Raw genomic sequence first — 17,571 nt, forward strand, 5'->3', positions numbered from 1 at the left:
ATGAAGCGGCGCTGGGGTGAAACTATGACAATCGCTGAGCGATCCTGAAAATCGATATCGCTCAGCTCTCGGTCGGGATCAGCCAGGGTGAGAGCTTGGCCAGCATATCCGACGTCGGTCGGCGCGGCCTTCCCGACAGGCTGATACAGACCGCAACCACCTTGGCCTCGAACAGCACCTCATCGCCGCGTGTAATCGTCTGGCGGACGTGCAGTCGAACCCCCTCGGCGCGCTCGAACAGGGTGCGCACCAGCAAGGCGTCGTCGATCCGCGCGGCGCGCTTGAAGTCCAGCTCCATGCGAATGACCGCAAAACCGGTGTCCTGCTTGGCGAGCTCGGTGTGCGAGATACCCACCACCCGGAAGAAGTCGCTGCGCCCCCGCTCCAGATAGCGCAGGTAGTTGGCGTGATAGACGATGCCGGTGAAGTCGGTGTCCTCGTAGTAGATTCGCACCGGCAACTGGTGCTCGCGGCCCTCGAAGACGCCGGCGGTGGGCTCGATCATGGCGCAGGCGGGTCCTGGTCGACGGAATTACCGAGCACCAGACCCAGGGACAGGCCCCAGGCCAGGATCGGCGCAGCGCCGTAGCCTAGAACAGGCGCAGGATAGTTTCCAAACAGGTTCCCGGCGATCCAGCCGGTCCACAGGGCGGCCAGGGCCAGGGCTTCGGCGCGACGCCCTGGCCGCGCGCGGGCGACCAGAAGGAACGGCGCGGGCAGGCTGATCATCAATAGCCCGGCCAGCACGCCCAGCACGGGATTGGCGGCGAACGTCTGATCCAAGAGACCCTCGACATAGGGCACGGCCGGCAAGGTGTCGGGTTCGACCCAAGCGCCGTAGGCCAGAAGACCGGCGATGGCCACGCAAGCCCAGGGAATCGCCTGACGCGGCCGCTCGACCAGCGCCGCCGCCGCCAGCGCCAGGGCCCAGGCCAGCGACGAGGCCGCGTCGTGTTGGTAGAGCAAGAGCAGGGCGATCAGGGCTGCTATGGGCGCCACGCGACGGTCGCCAAAGCCCCTGGCGAAGGCGAAGGCCGCGAACGGCAAGGCGATGGATGCGGTGTGCAGCTGGACCGGGCCCAAAGCCACCCAGCGCTTGGCGCCCTCCAGCGAGACGCCGTTCATCAGCGTCAGGACCAAGGACAGGCCACAGGCGGCCATCAACACCCAGAGACGCCAGCGGGCGCGCCTCCAAAGCCACCCGACGACGAGCGCAAGGCCCGTCGCCAGCCCGGCGGCGAGGGCCTGGACGATCAGCGCGTTGCGCGGCGCGCCGGCTGCGCTGATCGCCGCAAGGGAGACGGCGAGGCCGACAGCGGCGAGACCGGCGGTCAACAAGCGGATCAGGCGCATGCTGCTAGCCTTCATCGAACAAGGCCCCCTGCGCCTGCCCCGGCTGGGCGGCAGGCGGGGTCAGACCCAGATGCAGATAGGCCTTGCCGCAGGCCATTCGGCCGCGCGGCGTACGCTGGATGAAGCCCTGCTGCATCAGATAGGGCTCGATGACGTCCTCGACCGCATCGCGGGCCTCGGCGATGGCGTAGGCGATGGTTTCGACGCCCACGGGCCCGCCGCCATAGTTCTCGATCATGGCGCGCAGATAGCGGCGGTCCAGGCTGTCGAGGCCGCTCTCATCGACCTCCAGCCGGGCCAGGGCCATGGCGGCGGCCTTGCGATCGATTCGATCCGCGCCGTCAGCCGTGGCGAAGTCACGGACCCGGCGCAGAAGACGACCGGCGACGCGCGGCGTGCCCCGCGCCCGCTTGGCGATCTCATCGGCGCCGTCGTCGGTCAGCGGCGCGCCCATCTTGCGGGCGGCGTGCTGCAGCACGTGGCGCAGCTCGGCCGGGGTATAGAATTCAAGGCGGATCGGAATGCCGAAGCGGTCGCGCAGCGGCGTGGCCAGCATCCCGGCCCGCGTCGTGGCCGCCACCAGGGTGAAGGGCGCAAGATCGATGCGGATCGAACGCGCCGAGGGCCCCTCGCCGATCACCAGGTCCAGCACATGGTCCTCCATGGCCGGATAGAGGATCTCCTCAACGTTCGAAGACAGGCGGTGGATCTCGTCGATGAACAGGACGTCGTTGGCTTCGAGATTGGTCAGAATGGCCGCGAGATCGCCGGGCTTGTTCAGCACAGGCCCCGAGGTGGCGCGGAAGTTCACCCCCAGCTCGCGGGCGACGATCTGGGCCAGGGTGGTCTTGCCCAGGCCCGGCGGGCCGAACAGCAGCACATGATCCAGCGCCTCGCCCCGGCCCTTGGCGGCCTCGATGAAGACGCGGAGATTGCCCTTGGCCTGCTCCTGACCGACGAACTCGGCCAGGGTCTGGGGCCGCAGGGCGCGGTCGGCCGGCGCGAGGTCGCCGTGCTGGGGCTCGCCGGAGATGACGCGGGTCATCGCCCAAGCTCCTTGAGGCCCGCCTTGATCAGCGCCTGGACCGTCGCCTCTTCACCCAGCTCGGCGGCGGCCGCCTCGACCACGCGGCGGGCGTTCACCTCGGCCACGCCCAGGCCCATCAGGGCCGCGACGGCGTCGCCGGTCGGGGCGGGCTTGGCGGGCGCGGACGGCGCGGACGAGGTCGGGGCGCTCATCAGCACCGGCCCGTCGGTGATCGGCTTGTCCTTCAGCTCGGTGACGATGCGCAGGGCCAGCTTCGGCCCCACACCGTTGGCGCGGCCGACGGCGGCCTTGTCTTCGCGCGCCACCGCGCTGGCCAGCTCGGCCGGCGACAGCACGTCCAGCACCGCCATGGCCGCCTTGGGGCCCACACCCTGGATCGCCTGCAGCAGCACGAAGGCGCGGCGATCCTCGCGGGTGAGGAAGCCGTAGAGCCTCAAGCCAGCGCTCTCGCTCCACTGGCTCTCGATATGCAACAGGGTCTCCTCGCCAAGGGCCGGCAGGCGCTGGAGGGTGCGGTGACCGCAGCGAACCAGATAGCCGACGCCCATGACGTCGATCAGGGCCTCTTCCTCGCCGACCTCGGCGACAGCCCCGCGCAGGCGGCCGATCATGCGACCCTCCGATTGGCGACACGCAGGTTGGCGTGGGTGACGGCGACGGCGAGCGCGTCGGCGCAATCGGCCGTGGTCTTGCCCGCCGTGGGCAACAGGCGCGCGATCATGAAACCGATCTGGGCCTTGTCGGCCGCCCCCGTCCCGACCACCGCCTTCTTGACCAGGCGCGTGGAATACTCGGCCACGAGCAAGCCGGCGCGGGCCGGGGCGATCAAGGCGGCGGCGCGGGCGTGGCCCAGCTTCAGGGTCGACTGGGCGTTGGTGTTGAGGAACACTTCCTCGACCGCCGCCTCGTCGGGGCGATGCTGCTCGATCACCGCGGTGATGCCTTCGAACAGATGCAGCAGCCGGTCGGCGAAATCGGCCTTTTCGTCGGGCATGATGACGCCGTGAGCGACGTGGCTCATGCGCGAGCCCTCGACCGAAAGCACGCCCCAGCCGGTGCGGCGCAGGCCGGGATCCAGGCCCAGAATTCGAATGGGGGCGCGATTCGCGTTCATCATGTGTTCTCGCACCATCGCCTTTTCGCGCCCCCACGAAAAGCCAGTCCTTTGCTAACGGACGGTTAACCGCGCGCGCCCCTTGCGCACGGCCGCGACGCGGGCTCTGCTGCCCGCCACAAGGTCTTGGGGAGACGAATTCGATGAAGCCGATGGCATGGATGACGGCGGGCGCGCTGATGGCGCTGGCGACGGCGGCGAACGCGCAGACGGCCGAGCCGCCCAAGACCGTTCGTCCAGACCAACTGGCCTTCCGCGACCTCTACAAAGAGCTGGTCGAGATCAACACCACCCTGTCGGTCGGCTCGTGCACTGCGGCCTCCGAGGCCATGGGCGCCAGGCTGAAGGCGGCCGGCTTCCCAGAAGCCGACGTCAGGGTCGTGGTCGAGCCCAAGCATCCGCGCGAAGGCAATCTCGTCGCGGTCCTGCGCGGGACCGACGCCAAGACAAAGCCCATGCTGCTGCTGGCCCATATCGACGTCGTCGAGGCCAAGCGCGAGGACTGGACCCGCGATCCGTTCAAGCTGGTCGAGGAGAACGGCTATTTCTACGGACGCGGCACGTCGGACGACAAGGCCCAGGCGGCCATCTGGGTCGACAGCCTGATCCGTCTCAAGCAGGCGGGCTTCAAGCCCAAGCGCGACATCAAGATGGCCCTGACCTGCGGTGAGGAGAGCGAAGGCTATAACGGCATCGAGGACCTGCTGAAGAACCACCGCCCCCTGGTCGACGCTGAATTCGCCCTGAACGAAGGCGCCTCCGGTTTGCTCGATGAACAGGGCCAGGCTGTCATGCTCGAGGTCCAGGCCGGCGAGAAGGTCTATCAGGACTTCACCCTCACCGTGACCAATCCGGGCGGACATTCCAGCCGCCCCGTTTCGCCCAATGCGATCTACCAGCTGTCCGCAGCCCTCGACCGAATCGGCGCCTATCCGTTCCCGCCGCGCTTCAACGACGCCACGCGGGGCTACTTCACCCAGATGCAGGCGCGCGTCACGCCCGAGCAGGCGGCGGCCATGAAGACGCTGGTCGCCGACGTCACCGATCCGGCCGCGCTCGCCTTGATCACCAAGGACCGCACATGGAATTCGATGCTGCGGACCACCTGCGTCGCCACCATGGTCAGCGCGGGTCACGCGCCGAACGCCCTGCCCCAGCGAGCTACGGCGAACATCAACTGCCGTATCCTTCCCGGCACGCCCATTGATGAGGTCAAGGCCAAGCTGGCCGAGCTGGCTGCGGATCCGGCGGTCGCCGTGACCCTGGCCCACGGCTCCAAGCCCGCCTCACCGCCCCCGCCGCTGACGCCGGCGATCATGGGCCCCATTCAGAAGAACGCCGCCAAGCTGTGGCCCGGTGTTCCGATCCTACCCGTCATGTCGACCGGCGCGACCGACGCGGTCCACACCAGCGCGGCGGGCATCCCGACCTATGGCGTCACCGGCCTGTTCCACGGTCCCGAGGGCACCGGCGCTCACGGCCTCAACGAGCGCATGCGCGTCAAGTCGCTCTATGAGGGGCGCGACTTCTTGCACGGGCTTATCCAGGACTATGCGGGCGGGAAGTAGCCAGGATCGCAAGCCGGCGGGGCCTCGCGGCTCCGCCGAAGTCACCGACGCCCTACCCTGCCAGATAGGCGTCCAGATTGCGCTTCACGCGGGCCATGACCGGCTCGCTTGCGTCGGGCGCGGCGAAGGTCTGGCCGGTGATGGCCTCAAACGCCTCGATATAGACCGCCGAGGTCTGGGCGATCAGCTCGGCCGGGATCTCGGGGATCGGGTCGTTATAGGGATCGCACCGCTCGGCCACCCAGGCCCGGACGAAGTCCTTATCGAAGCTCTCGGGGCGCTGTCCGGCCTCGAACCGGGCCGCGTAGGTGGCGGCCTTCCAGAAGCGGCTGCTGTCGGGCGTGTGGATTTCGTCGGCCAGCACGATGGCGCCGGTCTCATCCAGGCCGAACTCGTACTTGGTGTCGGCGAGGATCAGACCCCGCTCGGCGGCCATGGCCTGGCCGCGCGCGAACAGGGCCAGGGCGTAGGCGCTGAGCTGCTCCCACTGGGCGGGCGTAACCAGCCCCTGGGCCAGGACCTCGCCCGGCGACAGCGGCGCGTCGTGGTCGCCGTCGGCGGCCTTGCTGGTCGGGGTGAGGATGGCTTGCGGCAGGCGCTGATTGGCCTTCAGGCCGTCGGGTAGCGTCACACCGTACATCTGGCGCTGGCCCTTGTTGTACAGCGTCAGGATCGAGGTCGAGGTCGTCCCCGCCAGATAGCCGCGCACCACCAGCTCGACCGGCAGCATCTCGAGACGCTTGCCGATCAGCACGTTGGGATCGGGATAGGCCAGGACGTGGTTGGGGCAGATGTCCGCCGTGGCGTCGAACCAGAACCGCGCGGTCTCTGTCAGCACCTGCCCCTTGCCCGGCACCGCGCACAGGTTGCGGTCGAAGGCGCTGAGACGGTCCGAGGCCACGATCACGCGGCGACCATCAGGCAGGTCGTAGTTGTCCCGCACCTTGCCGCGATAGTGGTTGGGCAGGCCGGGCAGATCGACGACAGCCAGGGCGTTGTGGGCGGAAAGGGTCACCGGAGCCTCGGTCTTTCAGGGATACGCAATGACAAAGGGGAGGCCCGTCCGGACCTCCCCCAATTCATCAACCCAGCTTGGCCAGGTCTTCGTCGCTGATGTCTTCGTTCGAGTAGACGGCCTGGACGTCGTCGTCCTCGTCCAGCATGTCGAGCAGCTTCATCAGGGTGGCCACGGCGTCGCCGGTGACCGGGACCTGCATCTTCGGACGCCAGGCGATCTTGGTGTTTGACGCCGCGCCGAACTTGGCTTCCAGGGCGGCGGCCACGTCGTTCAGGCTTTCGAAGGCGGTGTAGACCGTGTGGCCCTCGCCTTCCTCGTCCATGTCGGAGGTGACGTCATCGGCGCCGGCCTCGATGGCGGCTTCCATCATGTCGTCTTCCGACGCGGCCTTGGCCGGATAGCTGATCTGGCCGACGCGGTCGAAGTTGAAGGTCACCGAGCCGGTGGCGCCCATGTTGCCGCCCATCTTGGTGAAGTAGGAGCGGACATTGGCGGCGGCGCGGTTCTTGTTGTCGGTCAGCACCTCGACGATGATCCCGACGCCGCCGGCGGCGACGCCTTCGTAGCGGATTTCGAAATAGTCGGCCGCGTCGCCCATCTGCGACTTCTTGATCGCACGCTCGATCACGTCCTTGGGCAGGCTTTCGGCCTTGGCGTTGTTCACGGCCAGACGCAGGCGCGGGTTCATGGCCGGATCGGGCAGGCCCGTCTTGGCCGCGACGGTGATTTCCCGCGACAGCTTGGAGAACAGCTTGGACCGCGCGGCGTCGGCGCGACCCTTGCGGTGCATGATGTTCTTGAATTTCGAATGGCCGGCCATGCGCGCGCGCCCTCTGTCGTCGGTGAGGTTCTGGAAGGCCGGGCTTTTAGCCCCTCGCGAGCGGGTTTGACAACAAAGCCCGCCTTTTGCGGTCCTAAACCGTGGGAATGGTCTCTTTCAGCCGCCCGCCCACCCGGATCGGTTCGACCCGCACCGCCAGGCCGGTGCGATCGTCGGTCTCGACAAACACCCCGCAGACCGTGGCTGGTCCGCTGGCCGGCTGGTAGCGGCCGCCGCTGATCTTGGTGGTGAAGCGCCGCAGGGGCTCTTCCTTCTGGTTGCCGATCACGCTGTCATAGTCGGCGCAGGCGCCGGCGTCGGTCTGATAGGCGGTGCCGCCGGGGAGAACCTGGCAGTCGGCGGTCGGCACGTGGGTGTGGGTGCCCACCACCAGCGAGGCGCGGCCGTCGCAATAGTGGCCCATGGCCATCTTTTCAGAGGTCGCCTCGCAGTGCATGTCGACGATCACCGCGTCAGCCACCTGGCCCAGCGGGGCCTTGTCCAACTCGCGGTCGGCGGCGGCGAAGGGATCGTCCATGGCGTCCATGTGTACGCGGCCCAGCAGATTGACCACGAACACCGTCTTGCCCGAGTCGGTCTGGAACAGGTGGCTGCCCCGGCCCGGCGCATCGGACAGGATCGGATAGTTGGCCGGCCGGATCAGGCGCGGCTCGCGCACGATATAGGTCAGGGCCTCGCGCTGGTCCCAGCTGTGATTGCCCAGGGTCAGGCAATCGGCCCCGGCCTCGAACAGCTCGCGCGCGGTGTTCTCGGTGATGCCGAAGCCCGCCGCAGCGTTCTCGGCGTTGATGATCACGAACTCGAGGCCGAGCTGACGACGAAGGTCAGGCAGATGGTCGGCCAGGCCGTCACGACCCGACTTGCCGACGACATCGCCGAAGAAGGCGAAACGCATCGATAGTCCCAAAAAGCGGAATGTGCAGGCCCGTTACCCGGCCATGTCCTTGACGGCTATATATTCTTTTTCAGTAAGGATCGCGTCCAGCCTTTGATCGTGCGCCTCGTGCGGCAAATTCTCCGCTTGTTGACCGCTGTAGGCGAGGCCCAGGACGAAGACCGGACGCCGCGAGCGCAGAAACGCCAAGGCGCGATCATAGTAGCCGCCGCCCTGACCCAGCCGCACGCCGTCGCGCTGGAAGGCCAGCAAGGGCGTGACGACGAGGTCGGGAACGATCATCGGCTGCTCGCGTCCGGGCGCCAGCAGGCCGATCTTGTCGCGCTTGAGGGGTTGGCCAGGGGCCCAGCGCCGGAAGATCATCTTGCCGCCATCGGGATTGACCACCTTGGGCAGGGCCAGGGTCCAGCCCGCCTCGGCCATCTGCTCGGCCAGGATGAGCGGCGAAATCTCCGAGCCCAGTCCATGATACAGCGCCGCGACCTTGCCCCTAGGATCGGGGAACAGCCGCGCCAGCGGGGCGCGGGCCTGCTCGGCGATCATCCAGTCGGCCTGGGGCGTCTCGATCGCCAGTTGCTTGCGCTGGTTCCGCAGAAAGACGCGGAGGGCGGTCTTGGCCGCGACGGGATCGACGATGGTCATTCCATTAAAGCTGTCATCCCGGTCCAGCGGCCGCAAGGCCGCGCCGAACCGGGAGCACAGCACGCGCCACGCTTCCGGCGATCCCGACTCGGCGTGCTGCGCACCTGGCCTGGAAGACAGCTCTTATGGAGAAAAGGTGGCGGCGCCGCGAAGAACCGTGAAGACGTTTCAATCCACTCGAACCTGTTAGTTACAGGTGGGCCCCGTGTTCCCGCAGCCACGGCCACGGGAGGGAACAGGTCCCGATAGAGAGATTAAGGTCCCTGGGAATAGAAATCTTCGACGAGAGCCACAGCAAGACCCGCCACCTGTCTATATAGTCGCTAGGCCGCTCCAGCGATAGGGGCGGCCTTATCCGGCAAGCTCGGGCCTAGAAACCCAAAGCGGTTCGCAAGAACGCATCCGCCTTGCCCAGCATTTGGGTTCGCGCTGCGTCGTCGGCCAGCTGGTGATCCAGGCCCTTGAACTCAATCAGCTCCACCGACCGGCCAGCCGCCTTAAGCTTGCGCTCCATAAGGCGTGACTCACCGATGCCCACATTGGCGTCGAGATCGCCGTGAAACAGCAGCACCGGCGCCTTGATGGCCGCCGCGTTCTGGGCCGGAGAACCCTCGGTAACGTGAGGCCCTCTGCCGATAAACGCGCTGGCCTGTAGGTAGTTCTCGAAGTTCAAGAACTCGTTGCGCAGCATTTCCAGGTCTGTCACCGGTGCGATCGCCACCACCGCCTTAAAGAGATCAGAATCCAGCACCGCCGATTGGAGGGCCGCGTAGCCGCCATAGGACCAGCCAACGATAGCCAGCTTGCCCGGCGCTGCGATGCCTTCCTTCTGCAACCAGCGCCCACCATCGTTCACGTCGCCGATCGCCGTGCGCCAGGACTGAAAGCCGTTCTTCTGAAACCAATCTGCGCCGTAGCCGCTGGAGCCACGATAATTGGGTTGCAGCACCGCGTAGCCTTGATGGGCGAAAAACTGCGCCAGCCAGTCGAAGCCCCATTCGTCCCGCGCGCTGGGTCCGCCATGCGGCATGACGATAGCCGGAAGATTCCTTCCGTCACTGCCGGCAGGCAGGGTGAGATAGGCTGGGATCTGGACACCGTCCGCAGCCGGATAGGCGACCGCCTTAACCGTCGCCAGCTTCAAGCTCTCCAGCTGAGGCCGGGCGCCAGTCAGATCCTGAAGCTTTCGCGTCGACTTGTCGAAAATGTAGTAGACGCCCGGATCGCTGTCGCCGCCGGCAAACAGAAGCAGCTTGGATTCGTCGGCGGACGCATCGACGAAGGTGACAATCCGTCCAGCTAAAGCTCTACCGAGAGCCGCGCCGAGCTTGCGCAGTTCAGGGTCGAAAAACTCTGTCTCGCGACGATCAGTGACAAAGTAAGCGCCGACCACGCGATCCTGTCGTCCGATCCGAACGAGCCCGGCGACATCAACGTCAGGACGAGCGAGGACAAGGTCCTGGGTCAACGATCCGTCGAGCGAGACCTTGAAGAGCGCCTGACGGCCGTCCTTCTCATTGAAGCCATAGGCGACGTTCAGCTTCGGATCGACGGCGTACGGATTGAAGCCGGTATAGCCGGTCGGGCCGCTCACCACCTGGCTCAGCGGGAGCCACTCGCGCTTGCCTTCCTGTCGATAGAGATAGACCGTCCGCGCGCCGGCATAGCCTGATGTGCCGCGGGTCGGCCGCAGACCCAGAATTCGGACAGAGCCCCGGCCGTCGCTGATGTATTCGACGGCATTGGGATAGGGCTTTTCGACAGACCGCCGCGCCAGGGTGACCGTGTCGACCCTTTCCACGCCCAGACCATCGTCTTCGCTGGCCGTTCGGGTGTTGGTGGTCATCTCCGGAAGATGGTTCCGGGTCATCAGAATGGCGCTGGCCGAGGCGTCGGCCGACCAGTCGATCACTGAGCCCCCGTCCTGAGCGACGCCGATCGACCGATTATTGCCTGCCTCGGTCATCATCTTCATGTCGCTGCCGTCGTTATTCAACGCCAGGACACGAGTGTATTGAACATTATTTTCAGCGCTCTTGATAACCGCGTAGATCTTGCAGACCAGTCGGGTCTCTGTAGACCAAGCGACATCCTGAAAGTCTTTCTGGCTCGCCACTGGAAACGAGGATCGTCTTGGAAGTCCCCGCCGCGATGTCGATAACCAGAAGCTTCGCGCCACGCACGCCACTGGGGGCCACCAGGGCCACCTGCTTACCGTCCGGCGACAAGCTGATCTGTTGAACATACTCCCGAGCGCCGAAGGCCGCGGCAGCGGTTCCCTCGGCCGCGAGGACAGGACCGCCCAAGCACAGCCCCGCCAGCACAAGCGCAGTTCTCAGTTTCATTGAAGACCCCATCCCTGATCACAGGGACGATAGGCGAGGCCGGGCGCGCACCACAACCTTAGCCATCAAGAACGAAAGGAACTACTCCGTCGCGAGCTTCTCGATCCGCTCCGCCGCCGCATCCAGCGCCCGGATGGCGGCGATCTCGGCCTTGGTGCCTTCCTGCTGCATGCGGGCGATCTCGGCATTGGCATGGGCCAGGCGCAGCTTCATGTCCGACAACTCGTCGGCCAGAAGCAGGGCGCCCATCAAAAAGAGGCGCGTCTCGCCCAACTGGCCGACATCCTGGCTGACCTGGCGAACCTGGCGGTCGAACAGGCGCGCCAGTTCGGTCAGGTGAGGCTCCTGCCCGTCCTCGCAGCCGACCATGTAGGGCCGGCCGTTCACCTGGATGGTCACCTGAGCCATGGATCAGGCCTCCTCGGAGTCTTCGAACAGGTCGTCGTCGTCACCCGGCGCGTGCAGGTCGTTGGCCACGCTCTCGTCGCCCAACGCGGCGCGGATCTCGGCGATGGCGCGGCCCAGCGCGACCGAGGCCTGCTCGCCGGCTTCCTCCAGCGCCTTCTCGCGTTCGCGGGCGGCTTCCAGGTCGGCGACCAGACGGGCGCGCTCGTCATCATCGAACAGGGAAGGCTCGGTCACGGCCAAGGACGAAGCCACGGCGGACGTCGCTGCAGCCGCCAGCGCGCGCTGGGTCTCGGCCGCCTTGGCCGCGATACGCTGCTCAAGCTGGCTCACCGCCCGTTCCAGGCGGCGCACGGCAAGGTCGAGGGCCGTACTGTCGGCCGGGATCATCGGCGGAAATCCATCATGCGACGCAACATATAGATCGAGCGGGTCTAAGCCAGACGCGGGGGCGATAATTGGGCGATGCGCAGCCCATAGCAGCTTTCTAACGACGGTTGTCAGTTTCTCGGGCTTGACTTCGCGTCTTTCCCCCGCAAAACGCGCAGCAAAATAGGGAACGCCGGTCGATCACGCCTGGCGGCCACACATCAGGAGAATGACCCATGGCTGTTCGCGTCGCCATCAACGGCTTCGGCCGCATCGGACGTCTGGTCCTGCGCTCCATCGCCGAGCATGGCCGTCGCGACATCGAGGTCGTCGCCATCAACGACCTGGGCCCGGTCGAGACCAACGCCCACCTGCTGCGCTATGACAGCGTCCACGGCCGCTTCCCCGGCGTCGTCACCTCGGGCGAGGACTGGATCGACGTCGGCATGGGCAAGATCAAGGTCACGGCCATTCGCAACCCGGCCGAGCTGCCGCACAAGGAGCTGGGCGTCGACATCGCGTTCGAGTGCACCGGCATCTTCACCAGCAAAGAAAAGGCCGCCGCGCACCTGGAAGCCGGCGCCAAGCGCGTGCTGGTCAGCGCCCCGTGTGACGGCGCCGACAAGACCATCGTCTTCAAGGTCAACGACGACACCCTGTCGGCTGACGACCTGGTCGTCTCGAACGGCTCGTGCACCACCAACTGCCTGGCCCCGATCGCCAAGGTCATCCACGACCTGGTCGGCATCGAGCGCGGCTACATGACGACCATCCACAGCTACACCGGCGACCAGCCGACGCTGGATACGATGCACAAGGACCTCTACCGCGGCCGCGCGGCGGCCCTGTCGATGATCCCGACCTCGACCGGCGCGGCCAAGGCCCTGGGCCTGGTCCTGCCGGCCCTGAAGGGCAAGCTGGACGGCTCGTCGATCCGCGTCCCGACCCCGAACGTCTCGGTGGTCGACCTGAAGTTCGTCCCCGGTCGCGAAACCACCGTCGCCGAGCTGAACGACGCCCTGAAGGCCGCCGCCGCCGGCCCGCTGAAGGGCGTGCTGGGCGTTACCGACGAGGCCCTGGTTTCGTCGGACTTCAACCACATCGCCGAAAGCTCGACGGCCGCCCTCGCCCAGACCCAGGTCATCGAAGGCAAGCTGGGCCGTGTGCTCAGCTGGTATGATAACGAATGGGGCTTCGCGACCCGCATGAGCGACACCGCGCTCGTGATGGCGAAGTTCCTCTAAGGAACACTCCAACCCCCGCTCCGCAAGGCGCGGGGGTTTTGCTTGGCCGTCGCCGCGCGGCCGCCCTCGTCCTTCGACGGGCTCAGGATGAGGGCTATTGCGACGCCCGCTCTTGGATCCTCATCCTGAGCCTGTCGAAGGGCGAGGATCCCACGCTTAGACTTTCAGGATCCTCCCGATGACCTTCCGCACCCTCGACACCGCCGACCTCGCCGGCAAGCGCGCCCTGGTCCGGGTGGACTTCAACGTCCCGGTCGACGGCGGCAAGGTCGCCGACGACACCCGCCTGAAGGCGGCCCTGCCGACCATCCGCTTCCTGGCCGACAAGGGCGCCAAGGTGGTGCTGCTGGCCCACTTCGACCGCCCCAAGGGCAAGGTCGTGCCGGAGATGAGCCTCGCCTTCGTGGCCGAACCGCTGGCCAAGCTGCTGGGTGCGCCGGTCGCCTTCGCCGGCGACTGCGTCGGCCCGGCCGCCGCCGAGGTCGTGAACGGCCTCGCCGATGGCGGCGTCGCCCTCTTGGAGAACGTCCGCTTCCACGCCGGCGAAGAGAAGAACGACGCCGAGTTCGCCAAGGCCCTGGCCGCCAATGGCGATGTCTATGTCAACGACGCCTTCAGCGCCGCCCACCGCGCCCACGCCTCGACCGAAGGCCTGGCCAAGCTGCTGCCCGCCTATCCGGGCCTGTCGATGCAGCGCGAACTGGAAGCCCTGGACGCGGCGCTGGGCAATCCGAAGAAGCCGGTGATCGGCATCGTCGGCGGCTCCAAGGTCTCGACCAAGCTCGACCTCTTGAACAACCTCGTCGCCAAGCTGGACCGCCTGGCGATCGGCGGCGGCATGGCCAACACCTTCCTGTTCGCCCAGGGCCACGATGTCGGCGGCTCGCTGTGCGAAAAAGACCTGGCCGACACCGCCCGCGAGATCATGGAAAAGGCCAAGGCCGCCGGCTGCGAACTGCTGCTGCCGGTCGACGTCGTGGTGGCCAAGAAGGTCGCTCCGGGCGTTGAGACGGCGGTTCGTTCGCTGGGCGAAGTCCAGGCTGACGACCTGATCCTGGACGCGGGCCCGGAAAGCGCCAAGCGTCTGCTGGCCGCCATGGACCAGAGCCTGACCTTGATCTGGAACGGCCCTCTGGGTGTTTTCGAGGTGCCTCCGTTCGATGAAGCGACCGTTTCCGCAGCGAAACATGCCGCTTCGCTCGCCAAATCGGGTAAAATCGTAGCCGTGGCCGGTGGTGGTGATACAGTCGCCGCTCTGAACCACGCAGGCGTGTCGGCCGACTTCACCTTCGTTTCGACGGCGGGCGGCGCGTTCCTGGAATGGATGGAGGGCAAGACGCTCCCGGGCGTCGCGGCGCTCGAATCCTGAGATAGTCTTCTGGCGCGGGTCATGCAGGCTCGCGCCGGAACGACGATCAACTGTACTGAAGACTGACGACTTAAAGACTGACGATCCTGGGCAGAGAGCGCTTCAGCGCCGGGCCCCAAAAACAAGAAACGACCCAAACCACTTAACGCTTGCAGGAGAGAAATACGTGGCTCGCATCACGCTGCGCCAGTTGCTGGACCATGCCGCCGAGCATGAGTACGGACTGCCCGCCTTTAACATCAACAACATGGAACAGGGCCTGGCGATCATGGAGGCCGCAGATGCGGTCAACTCGCCGGTCATCATCCAGGCCTCGCGCGGCGCGCGGAACTACGCCAACGACATCATGCTGGCCAAGATGATCGACGCCCTGGTCGACATCTATCCGCACATCCCGGTCTGCATGCACCAGGACCACGGCAACGGCCCGGCGACCTGCGCCACGGCGATCCAGTACGGCTTCACCTCGGTGATGATGGACGGCTCGCTGATGGAGGACGCCAAGACCCCCGCCAGCTACGAGTACAACGTCGAAGTGACCCGCAAGGTCGTGCAGATGGCGCACAGCTGCGGCGTTTCGGTCGAGGGCGAACTGGGCGTGCTGGGCTCGCTGGAGACCGGCATGGGCGAGGCTGAGGATGGCCACGGCTTCGAAGGCAAGCTGTCGCACGACGAGCTGCTGACCGATCCGGACCAGGCGGTCGACTTCGTCGCCCAGACCGGCGTCGACGCCCTGGCCATCGCCATGGGCACCAGCCACGGCGCCTACAAGTTCACGCGCAAGCCGGACGGCGACGTTCTGGCCATGAACGTGATCGAGGAAATCCACCGCCGCCTGCCGAACACCCACCTGGTGATGCACGGCTCCTCGTCGGTGCCTCAGGACCTGCAGGACATCATCAACCAGTACGGCGGGGAAATGCCCCAGACCTGGGGCGTGCCGGTCGAAGAGATCCAGCGCGGCATCAAGCACGGCGTGCGCAAGATCAATGTCGACACCGACAATCGCATGGCCATCACCGGCGCGATCCGCAAACTGCTTGTCGAGAAGCCGGGCGAGTTCGATCCCCGCGCCTATCTGAAGCCCGCCAAGGAAGCCATGCGCAAGGTCTGCCAGGCCCGCTTCGTCGAGTTCGGCTCGGCTGGCCACGCCGACAAGATCAAGCCGATGTCGACCGCGACCATGGCCAAGCGCTACGCGTCCGGCGAACTGCACGCCAAGTTCGGCGCCAGCGCCGCCAAGGCCGCCGCCGAGTAACCGGCGCGATCGAATGGATGCGAAAAGGGAGGCCTTGGCCTCCCTTTTTTATTCGACCGCCGCGCCCTCGATCAGGGGCGCGCGGGCGCGCCTGATCCGGCCGAAGAGATCGACCAGCAGCAGGCCCGCCACGCCACAGGTCAGCATGCCCGCCGTGTGCCAGGGCGCGATGAAGGCGAAGGTCGTGAACGGGCAATGCAGGCCAAAGACGACATCGGCGACCGCGCCGCAGGCCACACCGCCCGCGAACCCGACCAGCTTGGGCTTTTCAGGATCGACACTGGCAAGACCGTAGCTGGCGAACAGCAGCATCGGGGTCGCGATCGCCAGGATAGCGACGATGCAGGCCAGGGCGGTGGGCCAGTAGAGACGCATCAGCGCCTGGGGGTTCATCGCCAGCGCCTGCACGAGGCCAAAGGCCAGGAAACCGCCCGCCACCCCCGCCGCCAGCAGAAGCGGAACCAGACCCCAGCGCCGGCCGCGCGCCATGCGACACGCTGTCACGCCGGCGCCGATCGCCAGCACTAAGGCGTAGCCGACCTTGATCCAGAAAACCGGCGTCTGAACCGCCGCCGCCAGATCAGGCCGTACGCCGAGCCAGGCCAGAACCATCAAAAGGCCGCCCAGAGCCCCGGCCACGGCCACTTCGGCGAGGCGCCACAGCAGATTCTCCGCCGACCAGATAGCCGCGCCGCCAGACGTTGGTGTGAGGGTCTCGTCGATGCTCACGCGCCTTTCCCCACAGAGCCTTACGGCTTTTGCGCCAAGCCGATCGCGTCTCCCCCCGCGAAGGCGGCGGCACTTCATGGGCGGAACGGCGGCTTGTCAATCGACCGCAGCGCGAGACTCAAGAATTTGCGCGCGCGGCGCCCCGCGCGGCGGGCGGTTGCTCACCACCTGAGCAGCCAGCGTCCCGCCCAACCGCCGATCAGGCCGAGCGCCAGAACGCCCAGGCTGTACCAGAGCGCCAGGAAGGTGAAGGTGTGCTCGGGGCAATGCAGGCCATAGACAGTGGCGACCACCCCCCCGGAGAACAGCCCCATTGCGAAGCCCGCCAAGCCCGGCCGGGTCGGCGCCATGCCGCGCAAGGCCCAAAGTCCCAGTGCCAGCATCGGCAAACCCAGCACCAGAATGCGCGGGCTGCACGAGCGCCATGAGTGCCCGTGCAGCAGCTTCAGCGCGGCCTGCACATCAGGACTGGTGATCGCCTGGTAGATCCCCGCGACGGCGCAGACCCCGAAAACCACAGCGCCGACAATCCAGCCACGTCGACCCGAGCCGGCGGGCCGCGACAGGCGCTCCACGGCGAGATAGCCGGCAAGGCCCAGCAGACCGGTATAGATCGCCTTGATCCAGAACATGGGCCCCAGGATCGCCTGACCCAGATCCGGGCGAGCCCGAAGCCAGCCCAGAACCAGAAGCAGCGCGGCCACACCGCCCAGGCTTGCGACAAGGGCAAGGCGGCGCGGCGGCGCAGGCTCGGCCCCCCGCCCTGCATCGGCGGCCAGGGCGTCGATCAGATCATCCGTCCGCACGGCGCATCCTTTCAGCCAGGGCCTTCAACGCCCGATGGAGAGCGACCTTGGCCGCGCCCTCGGAAATGCCTGCCCGGGCGCCCGCCTCGGCCAGTGACAATCCCGTCAGCTTCACGTCGCTGACCAGCATTCTCTGTCGCTGAGGCAAGCTGGCCAGGGCGCGGTCCAACTCCAGCGCGACGCCCGGGTCCGGCGCATCGTCCGCCAGGAAGTCGACATGGTCCTCGAGCGGCAGCGTCTGACGGATCTTTCGGCGCCGCCAGTGATCGATCAGCTTGTAGCGCGCCACCGCATGCGCCCAGGCGGTGAACGACTGGGCGCTATCCCAGGTCGATCGCTTGAGATGCACCGCCAGCAGCGTCTCTTGCACCAGATCCTCCACATCGCCGGGCGCGCCCGACATGCGGCGCATGAAATAGGCGCGAAGCCGGACACCGAGCAGCGCGAGACCTTCGCGGTAGGCGGCGGTGTCGCCGTCCAGGCCGCGCAGCATCAGCGCCTTCAATCGGGTCTCGGTGTCCGTCACGCCAGCCCCTTAGTTCGCGTGCGAGGCCACGATGGTTACAT

At 66.7% G+C, this 17,571-nt stretch carries 18 protein-coding genes, 1 other RNA gene and 1 pseudogene; 4 read left to right on the plus strand and 16 right to left on the minus strand.

Going from position 1 to position 17,571, the window contains the following annotated elements:
• Positions 1-61 precede the first annotated feature (61 nt).
• Genes ybgC through ruvC form a run of 5 tightly spaced genes read right to left on the minus strand, consistent with a single transcriptional unit; the run spans position 62 to position 3,530 of the window.
• Complete coding sequence (ybgC, locus tag OVA11_RS00215) at positions 62-505, minus strand: tol-pal system-associated acyl-CoA thioesterase (protein WP_268065511.1); 444 nt, start codon at positions 503-505, stop codon at positions 62-64.
• Positions 502-1,368 carry an FtsW/RodA/SpoVE family cell cycle protein gene (locus OVA11_RS00220; RefSeq protein ID WP_268065512.1) on the minus strand — a complete coding sequence of 289 codons (867 nt, stop codon included), beginning with the start codon at positions 1,366-1,368 and terminating at the stop codon, positions 502-504. Before OVA11_RS00220 ends, ybgC begins: the two co-directional genes overlap by 4 nt.
• A complete protein-coding gene (ruvB, locus tag OVA11_RS00225) occupies positions 1,358-2,398 on the minus strand; it encodes a Holliday junction branch migration DNA helicase RuvB (protein WP_268065513.1) in 1,041 nt (346 codons plus the stop codon). The genes OVA11_RS00220 and ruvB overlap by 11 nt, the downstream gene beginning before the upstream one ends.
• Positions 2,395-3,012: a Holliday junction branch migration protein RuvA gene (ruvA, locus tag OVA11_RS00230; RefSeq protein WP_010921070.1), complete on the minus strand. Its 618-nt coding sequence runs from the start codon at positions 3,010-3,012 to the stop codon at positions 2,395-2,397. Before ruvA ends, ruvB begins: the two co-directional genes overlap by 4 nt.
• Complete coding sequence (gene ruvC, locus OVA11_RS00235) at positions 3,009-3,530, minus strand: crossover junction endodeoxyribonuclease RuvC (RefSeq protein WP_268068863.1); 522 nt, start codon at positions 3,528-3,530, stop codon at positions 3,009-3,011. Before ruvC ends, ruvA begins: the two co-directional genes overlap by 4 nt.
• 128 nt (positions 3,531-3,658) lie before the next feature.
• Here ruvC and OVA11_RS00240 point away from each other — a divergent pair, with 128 nt between their 5' ends.
• A complete protein-coding gene (locus tag OVA11_RS00240) occupies positions 3,659-5,083 on the plus strand; it encodes a M20/M25/M40 family metallo-hydrolase (RefSeq protein WP_268065514.1) in 1,425 nt (474 codons plus the stop codon).
• A 52-nt stretch (positions 5,084-5,135) separates the two neighbouring features.
• Here the strand turns inward: OVA11_RS00240 and OVA11_RS00245 are convergent, their stop codons facing one another.
• The 8 genes and pseudogenes from OVA11_RS00245 to zauP form a co-directional block, all read right to left on the minus strand.
• A complete protein-coding gene (locus OVA11_RS00245) occupies positions 5,136-6,098 on the minus strand; it encodes a phosphoribosylaminoimidazolesuccinocarboxamide synthase (RefSeq protein WP_268065515.1) in 963 nt (320 codons plus the stop codon).
• 67 nt (positions 6,099-6,165) lie between these two features.
• Positions 6,166-6,921, minus strand: a complete 756-nt coding sequence (locus OVA11_RS00250) for a YebC/PmpR family DNA-binding transcriptional regulator (protein ID WP_268065516.1) — start codon at positions 6,919-6,921, stop codon at positions 6,166-6,168.
• Positions 6,922-7,015: 94 nt separating this feature from the next.
• Complete coding sequence (locus tag OVA11_RS00255) at positions 7,016-7,849, minus strand: TIGR00282 family metallophosphoesterase (protein ID WP_010921077.1); 834 nt, start codon at positions 7,847-7,849, stop codon at positions 7,016-7,018.
• A gap of 21 nt (positions 7,850-7,870) precedes the next feature.
• Positions 7,871-8,515, minus strand: a complete 645-nt coding sequence (locus OVA11_RS00260; RefSeq protein ID WP_268068864.1) for a 5-formyltetrahydrofolate cyclo-ligase — start codon at positions 8,513-8,515, stop codon at positions 7,871-7,873.
• 102 nt (positions 8,516-8,617) lie between these two features.
• A non-coding RNA gene (gene ssrS, locus OVA11_RS00265) (6S RNA) lies at positions 8,618-8,780 on the minus strand.
• 69 nt (positions 8,781-8,849) lie between these two features.
• Positions 8,850-10,836 (minus strand): annotated as a pseudogene (locus tag OVA11_RS00270) (alpha/beta fold hydrolase).
• 69 nt (positions 10,837-10,905) lie between these two features.
• Positions 10,906-11,232, minus strand: a complete 327-nt coding sequence (locus OVA11_RS00275; RefSeq protein ID WP_010921080.1) for a cell division protein ZapA — start codon at positions 11,230-11,232, stop codon at positions 10,906-10,908.
• Between the two features lie 3 nt (positions 11,233-11,235).
• Complete coding sequence (gene zauP, locus OVA11_RS00280; RefSeq protein WP_268065517.1) at positions 11,236-11,619, minus strand: cell division protein ZauP; 384 nt, start codon at positions 11,617-11,619, stop codon at positions 11,236-11,238.
• A gap of 215 nt (positions 11,620-11,834) precedes the next feature.
• Between zauP and gap the strand changes: the two genes are divergently transcribed.
• The 3 genes from gap (at position 11,835) to fba (ending at position 15,469) form a co-directional block, all read left to right on the plus strand.
• Positions 11,835-12,842, plus strand: coding sequence for a type I glyceraldehyde-3-phosphate dehydrogenase (gene gap, locus OVA11_RS00285; protein ID WP_268065518.1), 1,008 nt, complete (start codon positions 11,835-11,837; stop codon positions 12,840-12,842).
• Positions 12,843-13,020: 178 nt separating this feature from the next.
• Complete coding sequence (locus OVA11_RS00290; RefSeq protein WP_268065519.1) at positions 13,021-14,211, plus strand: phosphoglycerate kinase; 1,191 nt, start codon at positions 13,021-13,023, stop codon at positions 14,209-14,211.
• Positions 14,212-14,377: 166 nt separating this feature from the next.
• Complete coding sequence (fba, locus tag OVA11_RS00295) at positions 14,378-15,469, plus strand: class II fructose-bisphosphate aldolase (RefSeq protein WP_010921083.1); 1,092 nt, start codon at positions 14,378-14,380, stop codon at positions 15,467-15,469.
• A 48-nt stretch (positions 15,470-15,517) separates the two neighbouring features.
• Here the strand turns inward: fba and OVA11_RS00300 are convergent, their stop codons facing one another.
• The 3 genes from OVA11_RS00300 to OVA11_RS00310 form a co-directional block, all read right to left on the minus strand.
• A complete protein-coding gene (locus OVA11_RS00300) occupies positions 15,518-16,198 on the minus strand; it encodes a DUF1109 domain-containing protein (protein ID WP_268065520.1) in 681 nt (226 codons plus the stop codon).
• Between the two features lie 161 nt (positions 16,199-16,359).
• The gene (gene nrsF, locus OVA11_RS00305; protein WP_268065521.1) at positions 16,360-17,004 is read right to left on the minus strand and encodes an anti-sigma-F factor NrsF; all 645 of its coding nucleotides are present in this window, start codon (positions 17,002-17,004) and stop codon (positions 16,360-16,362) included.
• Complete coding sequence (locus tag OVA11_RS00310) at positions 16,991-17,530, minus strand: sigma-70 family RNA polymerase sigma factor (protein WP_010921086.1); 540 nt, start codon at positions 17,528-17,530, stop codon at positions 16,991-16,993. The genes nrsF and OVA11_RS00310 overlap by 14 nt, the downstream gene beginning before the upstream one ends.
• Positions 17,531-17,571 lie beyond the last annotated feature (41 nt).

Origin of the sequence: Caulobacter sp. SL161, from assembly GCF_026672375.1 — a bacterium.
Lineage (GTDB): Bacteria > Pseudomonadota > Alphaproteobacteria > Caulobacterales > Caulobacteraceae > Caulobacter.